Source organism: Sinomonas flava (assembly GCF_039531875.1).
Taxonomy (GTDB): Bacteria; Actinomycetota; Actinomycetes; order Actinomycetales; family Micrococcaceae; genus Sinomonas; species Sinomonas flava.
The window spans coordinates 208,188-221,698 of record NZ_BAAAQW010000006.1 but is presented as its reverse complement, the minus strand read 5'-3'; the positions used below and the strand labels follow the sequence as shown (position 1 = coordinate 221,698).

At 69.5% G+C, this 13,511-nt stretch carries 11 protein-coding genes; 7 read left to right on the top strand and 4 right to left on the bottom strand.

The window, feature by feature from the left end:
* A partial coding sequence (locus ABD298_RS12305) for an FAD-dependent monooxygenase (protein ID WP_344300005.1) occupies positions 1 to 1,119 on the top strand: 1,119 nt, incomplete at its 5' end.
* Between the two features lie 88 nt (positions 1,120 to 1,207).
* On the opposite strand, the gene ABD298_RS12300 is transcribed toward ABD298_RS12305, so the two are convergent.
* The gene (locus ABD298_RS12300; RefSeq protein WP_344300004.1) at positions 1,208 to 2,698 is read right to left on the bottom strand and encodes an aldehyde dehydrogenase family protein; all 1,491 of its coding nucleotides are present in this window, start codon (positions 2,696 to 2,698) and stop codon (positions 1,208 to 1,210) included.
* Between the two features lie 132 nt (positions 2,699 to 2,830).
* Here ABD298_RS12300 and ABD298_RS12295 point away from each other — a divergent pair, with 132 nt between their 5' ends.
* The 5 genes from ABD298_RS12295 (at position 2,831) to ABD298_RS12275 (ending at position 7,572) form a co-directional block, all read left to right on the top strand.
* The gene (locus ABD298_RS12295; RefSeq protein WP_344300003.1) at positions 2,831 to 3,835 is read left to right on the top strand and encodes an ABC transporter substrate-binding protein; all 1,005 of its coding nucleotides are present in this window, start codon (positions 2,831 to 2,833) and stop codon (positions 3,833 to 3,835) included.
* A gap of 7 nt (positions 3,836 to 3,842) precedes the next feature.
* Positions 3,843 to 4,619 carry an ABC transporter permease gene (locus ABD298_RS12290; RefSeq protein WP_344300002.1) on the top strand — a complete coding sequence of 259 codons (777 nt, stop codon included), beginning with the start codon at positions 3,843 to 3,845 and terminating at the stop codon, positions 4,617 to 4,619.
* 85 nt (positions 4,620 to 4,704) lie between these two features.
* Positions 4,705 to 5,448, top strand: a complete 744-nt coding sequence (locus ABD298_RS12285; RefSeq protein ID WP_344300001.1) for an ABC transporter permease — start codon at positions 4,705 to 4,707, stop codon at positions 5,446 to 5,448.
* A gap of 53 nt (positions 5,449 to 5,501) precedes the next feature.
* Positions 5,502 to 6,329, top strand: a complete 828-nt coding sequence (locus tag ABD298_RS12280; RefSeq protein WP_344300000.1) for an ABC transporter ATP-binding protein — start codon at positions 5,502 to 5,504, stop codon at positions 6,327 to 6,329.
* Positions 6,330 to 6,489: 160 nt separating this feature from the next.
* Complete coding sequence (locus ABD298_RS12275; RefSeq protein ID WP_344299999.1) at positions 6,490 to 7,572, top strand: zinc-binding dehydrogenase; 1,083 nt, start codon at positions 6,490 to 6,492, stop codon at positions 7,570 to 7,572.
* An 87-nt stretch (positions 7,573 to 7,659) separates the two neighbouring features.
* Here the strand turns inward: ABD298_RS12275 and ABD298_RS12270 are convergent, their stop codons facing one another.
* From ABD298_RS12270 to ABD298_RS12260, 3 genes are read right to left on the bottom strand one after another with little or no spacing between them, the layout of a single operon-like run.
* On the bottom strand, positions 7,660 to 8,808 hold the full coding sequence (locus tag ABD298_RS12270) for a flavin reductase (RefSeq protein WP_344299998.1): 1,149 nt from the start codon (positions 8,806 to 8,808) through the stop codon (positions 7,660 to 7,662).
* Positions 8,809 to 8,857: 49 nt separating this feature from the next.
* A complete protein-coding gene (locus ABD298_RS12265; RefSeq protein ID WP_344299997.1) occupies positions 8,858 to 10,285 on the bottom strand; it encodes an MmgE/PrpD family protein in 1,428 nt (475 codons plus the stop codon).
* A 37-nt stretch (positions 10,286 to 10,322) separates the two neighbouring features.
* On the bottom strand, positions 10,323 to 11,816 hold the full coding sequence (locus tag ABD298_RS12260; RefSeq protein WP_344299996.1) for a 4-hydroxyphenylacetate 3-hydroxylase N-terminal domain-containing protein: 1,494 nt from the start codon (positions 11,814 to 11,816) through the stop codon (positions 10,323 to 10,325).
* A 250-nt stretch (positions 11,817 to 12,066) separates the two neighbouring features.
* Here ABD298_RS12260 and ABD298_RS12255 point away from each other — a divergent pair, with 250 nt between their 5' ends.
* Positions 12,067 to 13,434 carry an MFS transporter gene (locus ABD298_RS12255; protein WP_344299995.1) on the top strand — a complete coding sequence of 456 codons (1,368 nt, stop codon included), beginning with the start codon at positions 12,067 to 12,069 and terminating at the stop codon, positions 13,432 to 13,434.
* The last annotated feature ends 77 nt before the right edge of the window (positions 13,435 to 13,511 follow it).

Genomic DNA, 13,511 nt, shown 5'->3' with positions numbered 1-13,511 from the left:
CGGTCGCAGTGGCTCCTGGCCTGCGACGGCGGCCGCAGCTTCGCGCGGAAGGCCCTCGGGATCGGGCTCGAGGGCTCGACCCAGGTCGAGAAGTGGATTGTCGTGGACCTGCTCGACGCGGGCGAGGGGGAGCCGTACGCGTCGTTCCACTGCAACGGCAGCCGGCCGGCCGTCGTCGTGCCCGGGGTCAACGGGCGGCGCCGCTACGAGTTCATGCTGCTGCCGGGCGAGGACGAGGCGACGATGGTCTCAGCCGACTCGATCCGCGCTCTCGTGGGAGAGTACCAGGACGTGGAAAGGCTCAGGGTCCGGCGTGCTGCCGTGTACACGGCCCAGCAGCGTCTGGCCTCGCGGTGGCGCGAGGGTCGGGTCCTGCTCGCGGGCGACGCGGCACACCTCATGCCGCCGTTCGCCGGCCAGGGGCTCAACGCGGGCCTGCGGGACGCCGCGGCGGCCGCCTGGCGCGTGGCCGAGGCCGTCCACGGCCGGGTGGGGGAGGCCCTCATGGACTCCTACGAGGCCGAGCGGAAACCCCACGCGGCCGAGATGGTCAGGCTCTCCAAGCGCATCGGTGCGGTCGTCATGAGCACCAACCCTCTCGTCTGCGCACTGCGCGACGCCGCGATCCCGGCGCTCGGAGTCGCCCCGCGTGTCAAGGCCTGGCTCACGACCATGAAGTTCCTGCGCCAGCCGCGGTACCACCGGGGTCTCGCTGTGCCGGTGGTACCCGACGTCCCGGGGCATGCGGCCGACCTGCTCGGGCGCGCGCTGCCGCAGCCCGACGTCGTGCCGGCGGAGGGCGGCGCCGTCGTGAAGCTCGACGACGTGCTCGGGCGCGGCTTTGCCTGGCTCGCCGTGGCGGGACCGGGGGAGCTGTCGGTGACCCGTCCGGGCCACGCGCCGGTGATGGTGCGCACTGTCGCCGGGACCGTGGACCCTGGGATCCTCGATGCCGCGGTGGGGCACGAGCTCCTCGTTCGGCCCGACCGGTACGTCGCGGCGGTCGTGCCCATCGGAGCCCGCCGCAGCGCGTACACCTCGCTTGCGGACGCCCTTCCGGGGCTCGCGGACCAGTTCGCAGTCCCCTCTGGAAGTCACCTCCTGGGAGTCACCTCCTGAGGGTCACCACCTGAGGGTCACCTCCTGGGGGTCGCCTCCCACGAGGTGACCCCCAGAAGGTGACCCCCAGACGGGGGGCGGCCGCGTCTTACGCGAGGCGCACGGTCACTGTCTTGAGCTCCGTGTAGGCCTCGATGCCTTCACGGCCGTTCTCACGCCCCCAGCCCGACATCCTGAGCCCGCCGAACGGCAGATTCGGGTCCATGCCGGAGGGGGTGTTGACGCGCACGTTGCCAGCCTTGACCCGATCCGCGAAGAGCAGCGCGCGGGACAGGTCGCGCGTCCACACGATGGCGCTGAGGCCGTAGTCTGTGTCGTCGGCCATCGCCAGGACGTCCTCGATCGAGTCGCGGTCCGAGAAGGTCTGCACGACGAGGACCGGCCCGAAGATCTCTTCCCTCACGACGGCGAGCTCGGGGGAGTCGGTGCGCAGGACGGTAGGTCGGACGAAGTAGCCCGCGCCGTCGGCCGCGGTGCCGCCCGTGACGAGCTCGGCTCCACCCGCGATTCCCGCGCGGACGTAGTCCAGCACGCGCTTGCGCTGGGCTTCGGAGATGAGGGGTCCGAGCTGTGTGCCCTCGGCGGTCCCGGCGCCGAGCCGCATGCCCTCTGCGATGCGCGCGATGCCCGCCACGACTTCTTCAGCCACTGCCTCGTGGACGTACAGGCGAGAGCCGGCGGCACAGACCTGCCCCGCGTTCGCGAAGATGGCCTGGGCTGCGCCGGGGATGGCCTGGTCGAGGTCCGCGTCGTCGAACACGACGACAGGAGACTTGCCGCCGAGCTCGAGGCTGATGCGCTTGAGCGTGTGCGAGACGGTCCGCAGCAGGTGCTGGCCGACGCCGGTGGAGCCAGTGAACGAGATCTTGTCCACCAGCGGGTGCTCGGCGAGTGCCTGCCCGGCCACGCCCCCGAGGCCTTGCACGACGTTGAGCACCCCGGACGGGATCCCCGCCTCGCAGGCCAGCTCGGCGAGGCGCACGGCCGTGAGCGGCGTGAGCTCGGCCGGCTTGAGCACCACGGTGCAGCCCGCTGCCAGGGCCGGCGCGACCTTGGACAGGGCCAGGGTCAAGGGCACGTTCCATGGCACGATCAGACCCGCGACGCCGATGGGCTGGCGGAGGGTGTAGGCGTGCCAGGTGCCCGGGAGGGACACGTCCCGGGTCTCCCCGTTCAGCTTCGTGGCCCAGCCCGACTGGTAGCGGAGGATCTCGATTCCCTGCCGGATCTCGAAATCGCGGGCCGCGGCGAGCGGCTTGCCGCAGTTGAGCGATTCGAGCAGCGCGAGTTCGTCGAGGTTCTCCTCGAGCAGGTCCGCGAGGTGCTGGAGCCGGGCAGCGCGTGCTGCAGGTGCGAGCCGGGACCATCGACCGTCGTCGAACGCCCGGCGCGCGGCTCGGACGGCGCGGTCCACGTCGGCTGCGCTCGCGAGGGACGTCCGCGCCAGTTCCTGCCCCTCGGAGGGGTCCATGACGGGGAGATCGCCGCCGGTGCCCTCGACGAACTCGCCGTCGATGAAGAGCCTCAACGGTGCGTCGAGGAGGGCCGGACGCACGTGGACGGGGGCCGTTGCTGTCATGTCGTCTCCTTGTGCTCGAAGGGTCCCGAAGATGTGACCCTTGCAACATCATCGCAGCAAAGATACATTGCTACCTAAGAAATGCATTCTTCCAATGCGGCAGCGCCGCCGAGACACTGCAGGAGAAAGACCATGACCACTCGACGTTCCTTCCTCGTCAGAGGCAGCGCGGCACTCGCCGTGGCGGCCGCCATGTCCTTCGGGCTGACAGCCTGCGGCGGGGACGCGCCGGCGCAGTCGGACGGGGGCACCATCAAGGTCAAGGTGGCCGTGGCGCCCATCCAGTTCGAGACGGCCTACATCGCCCAGCAGAAGGGCTACTTCGCCAAGCACGGCCTCGACGTCGAGCTCGTCCGCGGCGCCGATCCCGCCGCCCTCCTGGCGCAGGTTGTCTCGGGCGACGTGAACATCGGCATCGGCTCCTGGATCAACGTCGCGACCTCGGCTGCCAAGGGCGTGCCCGTGAAGGTGATCGGCGGCAACGGCATGGTGGACTCGAAGTCCGACAACTCGGGTGTCCTCGTCGCCAAGGACTCGCCGGTCAAGAGCCTGAAGGACCTTGCTGGCAAGACCATCGGGGTCAACGGCGTCAAGACCGGCGGTGACATCCCTGTCCTCCAGGCGCTCGAGGGAGCCGGTGTCGACACGAGCGGCGTCAAGGAGGTCGCGATCCCCTACTCCGGGATGCAGGCGGCTCTCGAGCGCAACACGGTCGACGCCGTCGTGCCGGCGGAGAGCTTCTACCATCAGATGGTCGCCGCAGGCTACACATCGATCTCGAATCCTGTCCGGGAGTACCAGGCAGACATGCCGGTGACGGTCTGGACGACGACCGCGCAGTGGGTCTCCCAGAACGCCTCGACGGCGAAGAAGTTCACGGATGCGATGACGGAGGCCGTCGCCTACTACAACGACCCGGCGCACCTGCAGGATGTGCAGAAGGTCTATGCGGACGTGAACCAGGCGGACATCTCCAAGGCGCCCAAGACGTTCGTCCCCGCCGACGTGACCCTGAACGTCAAGGAGGCCCAGGACGGCATCAACGCCATGCGCCACTTCGGGCTGCTCCAGAAGGACGTCGCGGTGAAGGACGTACTGTGGGACCAGGCCCCGCAGCGCGCCGAGGCTGGCAAGTGAGCCGACGATGACCAGCACATCCGCCCGCGGAGCGTGGCTTCTGGCCCAGCGTCTCCTCGCAATCGCCGTCCTCCTCGGACTGTGGCAGGCAGTCGTCGCCTCAGGCGTCCTGCCGTCCATGGTTCCCGGGGTGGGCGCGGTCGCCACTGCCGTCGGGGCCTCCCTCGTGAATCCGGCCTTCTGGCAGGCGTTGGGGATGACGCTTCTCGCGGCGCTCGTGGGGTGGCTCATCGCGACGGTCATCGGGGTCGTGCTCGGCCTGCTCATCGGATCGGTCCGCTTCCTGGACCGTTCGACGTCCATCCTCATCGACTTCGGCCGCTCGTTCCCCGTCCTCGCACTCATGCCGGTCGTCATCATGCTCCTCGGCTCCAACTCCCGCATGGAGATCGTGGTGGTGGCCCTGAGCGCGCTGTGGCCCATCCTGATCCAGACCATCTACGGCGCCCGCCGGCAGGAGGCGGCCGTGGCCGACACGGTCGCGGTCTTCCGGATCGCGCCGCTGCTGCGCTTCCGCCGCGTCCTGCTGCCGGCGGCGCTGCCCTTCATCGCCACGGGCGTGCGCATCTCCTCGGCCATCTCGGTCCTCGTGGCCGTCGGCGTCGAGGTGATCTCACAGGCACCCGGCATCGGGCGCCAGATCACCCTGATGCAGCAGAACGCCAGCTGGGACCTCGCCTTCGCGTACCTGCTGTTCACGGGCTTCGTGGGCTGGACGCTCGCCGTCCTGCTCCAGCGGCTCGAGTCCCGTGCCCTGACATGGAAGAGGCAGACCGATGACTAGTCCAGCCCTTCAGGCAGCCGACCCCCGCCCGGCCCGGTCCGCCTCGCGGAGAGGGCGCGGCGGCGGGCCTTCAGGGCCCCTGCGCGTGGCCCAGGCCTCGTGGCTCGTGGTGGTGGCGGCCATCGCATGGTGGTTCCTGTCCGCCAGGAGCACCAACTTCTTCATCCCGCCCCTTGCCGACATCATGGCCTCCCTGGGCAGGGACCTCGGCAATGGGGTCATCGCCGCAGGCGCGGCCTACTCCCTCGGAAACCTCTTCGGAGGCCTTGCCATCGCGATCGGCGTCGGGATCCTTCTCGGGATCCTGCTCGGCGAGGCGAGGTGGCTCCGAGAAATCGTCGACCCGATCATCCACTTCTTCCGGTCCATTCCCCAAGCTGCGCTGGTGCCGCTCATCATCGGCACATTCGGCGTGGGCCAGGGACCGAAGGTCGGAACGATCGCCTTTGCCTGCATGTGGCCCGTCCTGCTCAACACGATCGACGGCGTCCTCGGCGTGGAGCCGACCGTCCGGAAGTTCGCGAGGGTGTACCGGATCCCTCCCGCCCTCTACTTCCGCCGGGTCGTCCTTCCCGCCGCGCTGCCCCAGATCATGGCCGGCATCCGCGTGGCCCTGCCCATCGGGATCACCGTCATGGTCGTCTCGGAGATGTTCGCCTCCACCGAGGGGCTGGGCTTCTACATCCTCAATTCCTCCGCGACGTTCCAGGTGCCCCAGACGTGGGCAGGAGCGCTGCTCGTCGGCGTCGTCGGCTATGTGCTCTCGATGCTGTTCGTCCTTGTCGAGCGCCGGGTGCTGCGCTGGTACCACGCATCGGGTGCCCAATGATCTGGGCCGCATTCGCCCTGCCCATCCAGGAACACGTGCCGTCAGGAGAGACCATGACCATCCAGCACCAGCCCCTCAAGGACGACGCCGGCGTCCGCAACCTCCCGGAGCGGAGCCAGGACGTGATGACGGTGCGGGGGCTGACCATGAGCTATGGCACCGGCGCCGCGCTCAACCCGATCCTCGCCGACCTCAATCTGGACATCGCGTCCGGCGAATTCGTCTCGATCGTGGGGCCGTCCGGAGTCGGCAAGACGACCCTGCTGCGCTGCCTCTCCGGGCTGATCCGGCCACAGTCCGGGACGATCACGGTCTCGGGCGATGTCATCGACGGACCTCATCCGGACCTGGCGGTGGTCTTCCAGGACTACAGCCGCTCGCTCATGCCGTGGATGACGACCCTGGAGAACGTGGCCTTCCCCCTTCAGGGAAAGGGGATGGGCAGGGCCGAGCGCACCGCTGCCGCGGAGAAGAACCTCGCCGCGGTGGGGCTCGCGGGCCAGGGCCACAAGTTTCCGTGGGAGATGTCCGGCGGGATGCAGCAGCGAGTGGCGATCGCACGGGCGCTCGCCTACGAGGCCAAGGTGCTGCTCATGGACGAGCCCTTCGCTTCCGTGGACGCGCAGACCCGGTTCGATCTCGAGGACCTCGTGCTGAACCTCCAGCAGGAGCTCGGCGTCACCATCCTCCTCGTCACCCACGACATCGACGAGGCGCTCTACCTTGCCGACAAGGTGGTAGTGATCGCGAACAAACCGGCGACCGTCGTCGACGTCATCGAGACGGGGTTCGGCGACCACCGCGACCAGCTGGAGACCAAGGCCGACCCGCGCTTCGCGGAAGCTCGGGCGCGCATCATGCACCGCCTGCGCAAGGACTGAGTAGGCGTCTCTGGGGATGCAGGAGAGGCCGGGTCTGACGACCCGGCCTCTCCTGCTGTGCTGCTTCATCGACGCCACGGGCAAAAAGCATAGTCATCCAATAAGTGCAATATTCGGCGCTCCGCTGTAGGGAGTGCCGCCGCAGGAGAAGCGAGGAAGAATGCGAGCAGCGGTCATCAACAGGCTGGACGGAACCTTCGACATCGAGGACCTGGGCATGGACCGCCCGCGGGGCGAGGAGGTGCTGGTGGAGGTGGCGGCCGCGGGGCTCTGCCACTCCGACTACCTGGTCGCCTCAGTGGACCGGGGCCGCCCCGTCCCCATGGTCGCCGGGCACGAGATGTCCGGCATCGTGGTGGACGTGGGCCCCGGCGTCACCGACCTCGACGTAGGTGACCACGTCGTGGCAACGGAGGTCGACTTCTGCGGCGTCTGCCGCGAGTGCCGCACCGGAGCTCCCTTCCGCTGCCTCAATCCCGCCGCTGCCCGCCGGCCGGCGGACGCGCCCTCACGCCTCACACGCGATGGCGCTCCGGTCACGGCCTTCGGCGTTGCGGGCTTCGCGGAGCGCACCCTTCTGCACCGCAACAAGCTCGTGAGGGTCCCCCGCGACATCCCCTTCGCCCAGGCCGCCGTCCTCGGATGTGCGGTTTCGACGGGGGTGGGTGCGGTGCTCAACACGGCGGGGGTGCGTCCCGGGGAGACGGTCGCGGTCGTCGGGCTCGGCGGGGTGGGCCTCAACGTTGTCCAAGGCGCAGCCCTGGCCGGTGCCCGAGCGGTTGTCGGCATCGACCTGCAGCCGCCAAAGCTTGCTCTCGCGCGGCGGTTCGGCGCCACGCACGTCGTGAACCCCGCCGAGGAGGACGCGGCCGAAGCGGTCCGCGCCGCTACCGAAGGCGGCGCGCACCACGTGTTCGAGGCCATTGGGCTCGGTGCCACCCAGCGTCAGGCCCTCGGCCTGACGCGCACCGGCGGCTCCGTGAACTTCATCGGCATCCCCCAGGGCACGCCGCTCGATGTCGACGTCATGCGGGACCTGCTGCTGGGCCAGCGCACCATGCGAGGGGTGTACATGGGTTCCACCGACCCTCGGCGCGACATCCCGTTCTACGCCGACCTCTACCTGCAGGGTCGCCTCAACCTGGACGAACTCGTCTCGGTGCGCATCGATCTCGAAGAGATCAACGATGCCTACGCCCGTCAGGAGACCGGCGCCGTGGCCCGGTCCGTCATCACCTTCTGACGGCCAGCCTTCCGACAGTGCTCTCCCACGGGGAAGGGGCGGGACGCCCACAGCGCCCCGCCCCTTCCCCCATGCGGGTCCATGCCGTCAGACGGTCCCGCCGTGGCGGGCGATCACGTCCCGGGCAAGCTTCTTCGCGAAGGCCGTGTGCGCGGCGAGGGCGGCCTGCGCTGCCGCACCGTCACGGGCAGCCAGCGCCTCGGTGAGGGCGTGGATGTGGCTGGTCTCGAGCTGCCTCGACCACTCGTCGGCGGTGAGCGCCTGACGCCACACCGTGCCGATCCCGAGCCGGCGGAACGCGTCCACGAGCGCGGCGGAGCCTGCCACCGACACGAGGCAGTCGTGGTACGCCACATTGAGCGAGAGGAACGCGTCCAGGTCGCCCGCCTGATCCGCCCGGAGGGCCTCGAGCTCGCCGACGATCCGGCGCAGCTCGGCGACCTCCCCGTCGCTGAGGCGCCCCAGGTGGGAGGCGATGACGCCCGATTCGATGGTGGCCCGTCCGTCGTACGCGGCGTCGGTCGTCTCGGCCGTGATGGGCTGCGGCTCGAGGAGTCCCTCGTCATTGCGCGTCACGAGGCCCTCTGCGGTGAGCTTCACGAGGGCGTTCTGCACCTGCTCGGGCTCGGAGCGGACAGCCTCTCCGATGGCCACCGGATCCAGGACGGAACCGAGCGGCGTGCGCCGCTTGAGCACCCAGTCCCGGACGCCGTCGTAGGCCTTCACCTCGAGCACGCGCTCGAGGCGCCCCATCGTGCCGCGGTAGTACGCGAGCGGCTGGCGATCCGCGGCGCTCGCCTGCGCGACGACGCCGAGGAAGACGGTGTGGGTGCCGCCCGTGGCCGTCTCTGCCACGCGGCACTCGATCGTGGCCAGTGCACCGTCCAGGAGCGGGACGCCGTTCTCGGAAACGGTGTAGCCGACCCCTTCGAACTTGTCCCCGCCCTTGCGGCCGAACTGGAACGCGAGCGGGGCCTGGTCCTCGGCGAGGATGTTGATGCCGAAGACGCCGGCCTCGACCACGCGGTCATGAGTCGACGAGGCGCGGTTGAGGCACGCGAGCATCATGGGCGGCTCCATCGACAGGGAGGAGACGGCGGACGCCGTGGTGCCGTAGGGCTTGCCGTCGACCACGGTCGTGATGACCGTGACGCCAGAGGCGAAGTGCCCCACGACATTGCGGAACACAATGGGGTCGACGACCGGTCCGGCGGCGGTGATGGGCTGGGTGGTCATGGTGTCCTCCTTTGGACGGGAAGCTGGGTTGCTGGGAAGGGTGCCGCGCTCAGTCGAGTGCAAGCGAGTCGAGGAGAGGCCCGACGGATGCGGCGCCGGGCAGTTCTCGCGCGAGGGCCAGTGCCCTCCGTGCGCGGGATTGGCTCATGCCGGCGAAGTCCGCGTTGGCGAGGAACTTCGCCTCGACCTGCGCGTCCGTGAGCGGGGAGTGGTGGCGGTCGCCGAGAGGGGCCTCGACCCGCTCGCGGACCGTGCCGCCGTCGTGCAGGAGCACCTCGACCTCTGCGGTGAGGTACTCGCGCGGGGCGAGTGAGGGCACGATCTCAACGGCCTCAGCGGCCGCTGAGATCTCGGGGTCGGCCGCCGTGAGCAGGTGCTCGGGACGCACGGTCCCATGCACCAGCGCGGCCGCCGCGGTGAAGCGGAGGCTGAAGGCGGCATCGACCTCGGGGGTGCGGCCGGGATGCCAGGGGGCCCCGACGAAGCCTGCTGCTGTGCGGGGAGTGACATGCACACGGATCCTCGCGGCATCATCGAGCCGCACACCCCGGGCATGCAGGCGAGCGGCCGCGTCGAGGCTCGGGTGGCTGGCGCGGCACGAGCTGAAGGGCTTGATGACGCGGTCGGCGCAGAAGACCTCGCCGAGGCGTTCGAGCATGACCTCCGGCCGCGGCTCGGAGCAGAAGCGGTCGAGGAAGCCGAAGCGGCCTGCGAGCGGATCGTCCTCGCCGCGGTAGCCGATGCCGGCAAGCTCGACGGCGGTGATGCCGGCCTGCGCCGCGAACGCCATCGGCAGCCGGAACGCGGGCGCGTGGTCGAAGATCGGCGCGACGGACCCCCCGAGCTGCTGTACAGCGATGCCCCACGCGTCGACCAGGCCGTCCGTCCCGATGCCAGCGAGCCTGGCCGCGAGGGCGGTTGCGCCGATGCCGTTGACCGTGCCGGTGTTGTCCTGGCCGGAGTAGACGTCGAAACCGCTGCCCACCGCGAGGCGGGCCGTGATGTCGTCGGCGAGCACCAGAGCGTCGAGCAGGGCCGCACCGCCGGCCCCGCGCCGTTCCGCCTCGGCGAGGGCCACCGGGACGGTCGTGCCCGTGATGTGGGCTGCGACCTCCTCGCCGCCGGGGCCCTCGGCGCTCACGGGCTCGAAGTCGAAGGACCGTGTCAGCACGCTCCCGGCCCACGCCGCGGTGCGCGACGGGACGGCGGTGGAGGTGCCGAGAATGCGGGCCTCGGGCTGGCCTCCCCAGCCGCGGGCGAGGGCCAGGAGGCGGTCGCCTCTCGGGGCCCGGTGCCCCGCCAGGGCACACCCCAGCGCGTCGAGCAGCCGCACGACGGCGCGTTCCCGCGCCTCAGCGGGAATTCCCTCCGGCTGCGTGTCCATGACGTGCGCCGCCAGATGTGCGGTGAGCCGGGCGCGCGCGGCGACCCGGGCGCCGTCGTCCGTCACGCAGTGGTCGGCAGCGGTTGCGCTCATCCTCATCGCCTCCTTCGTGGATCCTGTGGCTTCGGCCTCAGGCGTTGCTCGCCGCGAGGTCGTCGAGCTCTTCGGCCGGTGCCGGTACCGGCGCGATGCCGGCCTCGGCGAACATCGCGGCGAAGGCGCCGGTCTCACCCTTGGCCTGGGCCTTCCGGTGGTCCAGCGCCCTGGCACGTGCCACCGAACCGAGGTAGAACCGCTCGTACAGCTCGATCCGGCTGCCGAGGGCAGATCCCGCGAAGTCCCAGGCGGTGCGGAAGATGCGGGCGCGTTCCTCAGGGGCGATTCCGTTCGCGCCGGGGAGGTACTTGTGGAGCAGCGGCCCCAGCCGGGGGTCTTCGAACGCGCTGGCCGTCGGGGTGGCGAGCAGGTTGTGGGAGCCCATGGACTTGATGATGTCGTTGACCCGGGCCATCCACACGGGCAGGACCGTGCGCAGCGACGAGATGTCGTCGTGGCAGAAGAAGGCGCCACCGCCCCAGTCCGAGGCGCGGTTCTCGGCATCCGCCACCACCGAACGGGCGATGCGGAGGTAGGAGTAGATCTCGCCCAGCATTGCGGCCGTGTCCGGCTTGGCCTCGGTGCCGGTGACCCGGGCCATCTGGGTGCAGAGATCGTAGGCGAACTCGAGTTTGACGGTGGCACGGATTGCCGTCTGCTGCTGGGTGTTGCCGGTGGCCGTCGCCGCGTTGATGGCGTTGTACACCCCCAGGTCTCCGTCGATGAAGACCCGCTCCCAGGGGACGAGGACGTCGTCGAAGATGATGACCGCGTCCTGCTCGTCGAACCGCGAGGAGAAGGGCCTGTCGACGACCTCCATGTCCACCCCGTAGTGGTCTCGGCAGACGGCGACGACGCCGGGGCTCGCCACCGGGATGGCGAAGGAGAGGGCGTACTCCTCGAAGCCCTTCTGGATCGGCGTCGCGGGGTAGACGTAGAGCTCATCGGCGATGGGGCCGAGCGTGGCGAGCATCTTGGCGCCCCGGACGACCAGGCCCTGCTCAGTGCGGTCGACGACGCGCAGCGTCAGCTCCTCGTTGATGCCCTGCAGTTCGCCGACGCTCTTGTCGATGGCCGCGTGCACGATCGTGTGGGTGAGGGCGAGGTCCTGCTCCTGCACGAGCCGCCAGTAGGCCTCCAGACGCTCGAAGTACACCGGGTCGCCGGAGCGGTCATAGATGTCCTTGCGGCTCGCATGCCCGGCCAGGACCACGTTCACGTAGTCAGGGGTGCGGCCCAGCATGCCGTTGGAGTACCGCGCGAGCCGGTCGAACGCCCGGTGCCGGCGGCCGATGTCCTCCGCGCTGCGCGGCCGCATCAGGGACACGTTGTGCTGCTGGCCGGTCTCGGGATCCACCATGAGGCAGTCGTCGGCGTACTTGTGCTGGTAGTCGAAGTACGCGGCCATTCCCGCGATGGAGCCCTGGAAAGCGAGGTGCGTCGAGACGTCGATGCGTGCGTTGCCCAGCCATACCTCTCGGCTGTCGACGAGCCCAGCTCGGTACTGGTCTCCCGTGCGTGCCACCATCGGTGACCTCCTTCTGTAGTGGCCGTGGGCCAGAAAATATAATCTTGACTCGAGATTACAAAGTAGAGGAGTCGCGGCGCAAGTGTTTCTGCGATCTGCCTCACATGCGGGGGTGTCGTCGCGCGCGCAGTGGGGGAGGGGTGGCGGCGGCCAAGGAAAATATTTTCTAGGCCGAAAATGTTCAAACCGTGTTCAGCGTATGCCATCCTGTGGTGAGGACCACATGACTCTCCCGCCGGAAGGCCCGCACATGACGCACGCAACGACGCGAGCTGGGAACCCCTCGGACTCGCTGAATACCAAAGACCTGCGCCGGATCCTCGCTTCGAGCGCGATCGGCTCGATCATCGAGTACTACGACTTCATCCTCTATGCCACTGCCGCATCCCTGATCTTCGACAAGGTCTTCTTCTCGAACCTGCCCCCGGGTGTCGCCCTCTTCGCCTCCTTCGGCACGCTGGCTGTCGGCTACATTGCCCGCCCGCTCGGCGGCGTCGTCTTCGGCCACTTCGGTGACCGGGTCAGCCGAAAGCGCATGCTCGTGGTCTCGATGCTCCTGATGGGCGTCGCGACGGTGGCGATCGGCCTCCTTCCGACCCAGTCCCAGATCGGCCTCGCCGCTCCGATCCTGCTCGTCATCCTCCGGGTGGTGCAGGGCATCTCCGTGGGCGGTGAATGGGGAGGCGCCACGCTCATGGCCCTCGAGCACGCGCCCGAGTCAAAGAGGGGCTTCGCCGCCGCCTTCGCCAACGCGGGCGGACCGGCGGGCGGACTCGTCGCAACGTTCGTCGTCTCCGGGGTCTCCGCGCTGACCGGCCCCGCCTTCCTCGACTGGGGCTGGCGCATCCCGTTCCTGCTCTCCGCCGTCCTCATCCTCATCGGCCTGCTCATCCGCCTCAAGGTGGCCGAATCGCCCGTCTTCCAGGCGCTGGACTCCGAGGCGGCGGATTCGCGGAAGCGGAAGAGTTTCCCGGTCGTCGTGGTGTTCCGCCGGCACTGGCGCCCGCTCGTGCTCACGCTCGTGGCATCCCTCGGCTTCTACACGATGCAGGGGTTCCTCACCTCGTGGGGCGTGTCTGTGGCCAACGCGGAGGGGGTCTCCCGGGAGGGCATCCTCAACGTCAAGGGCATCGCCGCCGTCGTGACCATCATCGGATGCTTCGCCGCCGCCCGGGCCAGCGACAGGCTGGGCCGCAGGGCGGTGCTTGCTGCCGGCGGGGTGCTCGGGATCCTCTGGGTCTACCCGGCGCTCGTCCTCCTCCACAACGGCACCCTGTGGGGCTTCTCGGTAGCCGTGATCGTCGGTAACGGGCTCGTCCAGGGCCTGCTCGCCGGGCCCATCGGCGCCTACATCTCCGAGCAGTTCCCGCCAGAGGTCCGCTACACCGGGTCGTCTCTGTCCTACCAAGCGGCATCGACCCTGGGGGCGGGCCTGACGCCGATGCTCGCGACCCTGCTCGTCATGGTCGACGGCAGCTTCGCCCTCGTCGGGGTCGCCTGGGCGCTGATCCTCGTCGCGGGCCTGGTCGCTGTCTTCTTCAGCCGAGAAGGGGCTCGGCTCGGAGCGGACGCCGCACCTCGTGCGGAGACGGGGAAACCGAGGGCCGCCGTTCGCTGAGCACGGCCGAGCCGCGTCTGCGGATCCAGGTTCCACCTGTCCCATAAAGCCTATTTCTTAGAACATTGAGCCCTAAT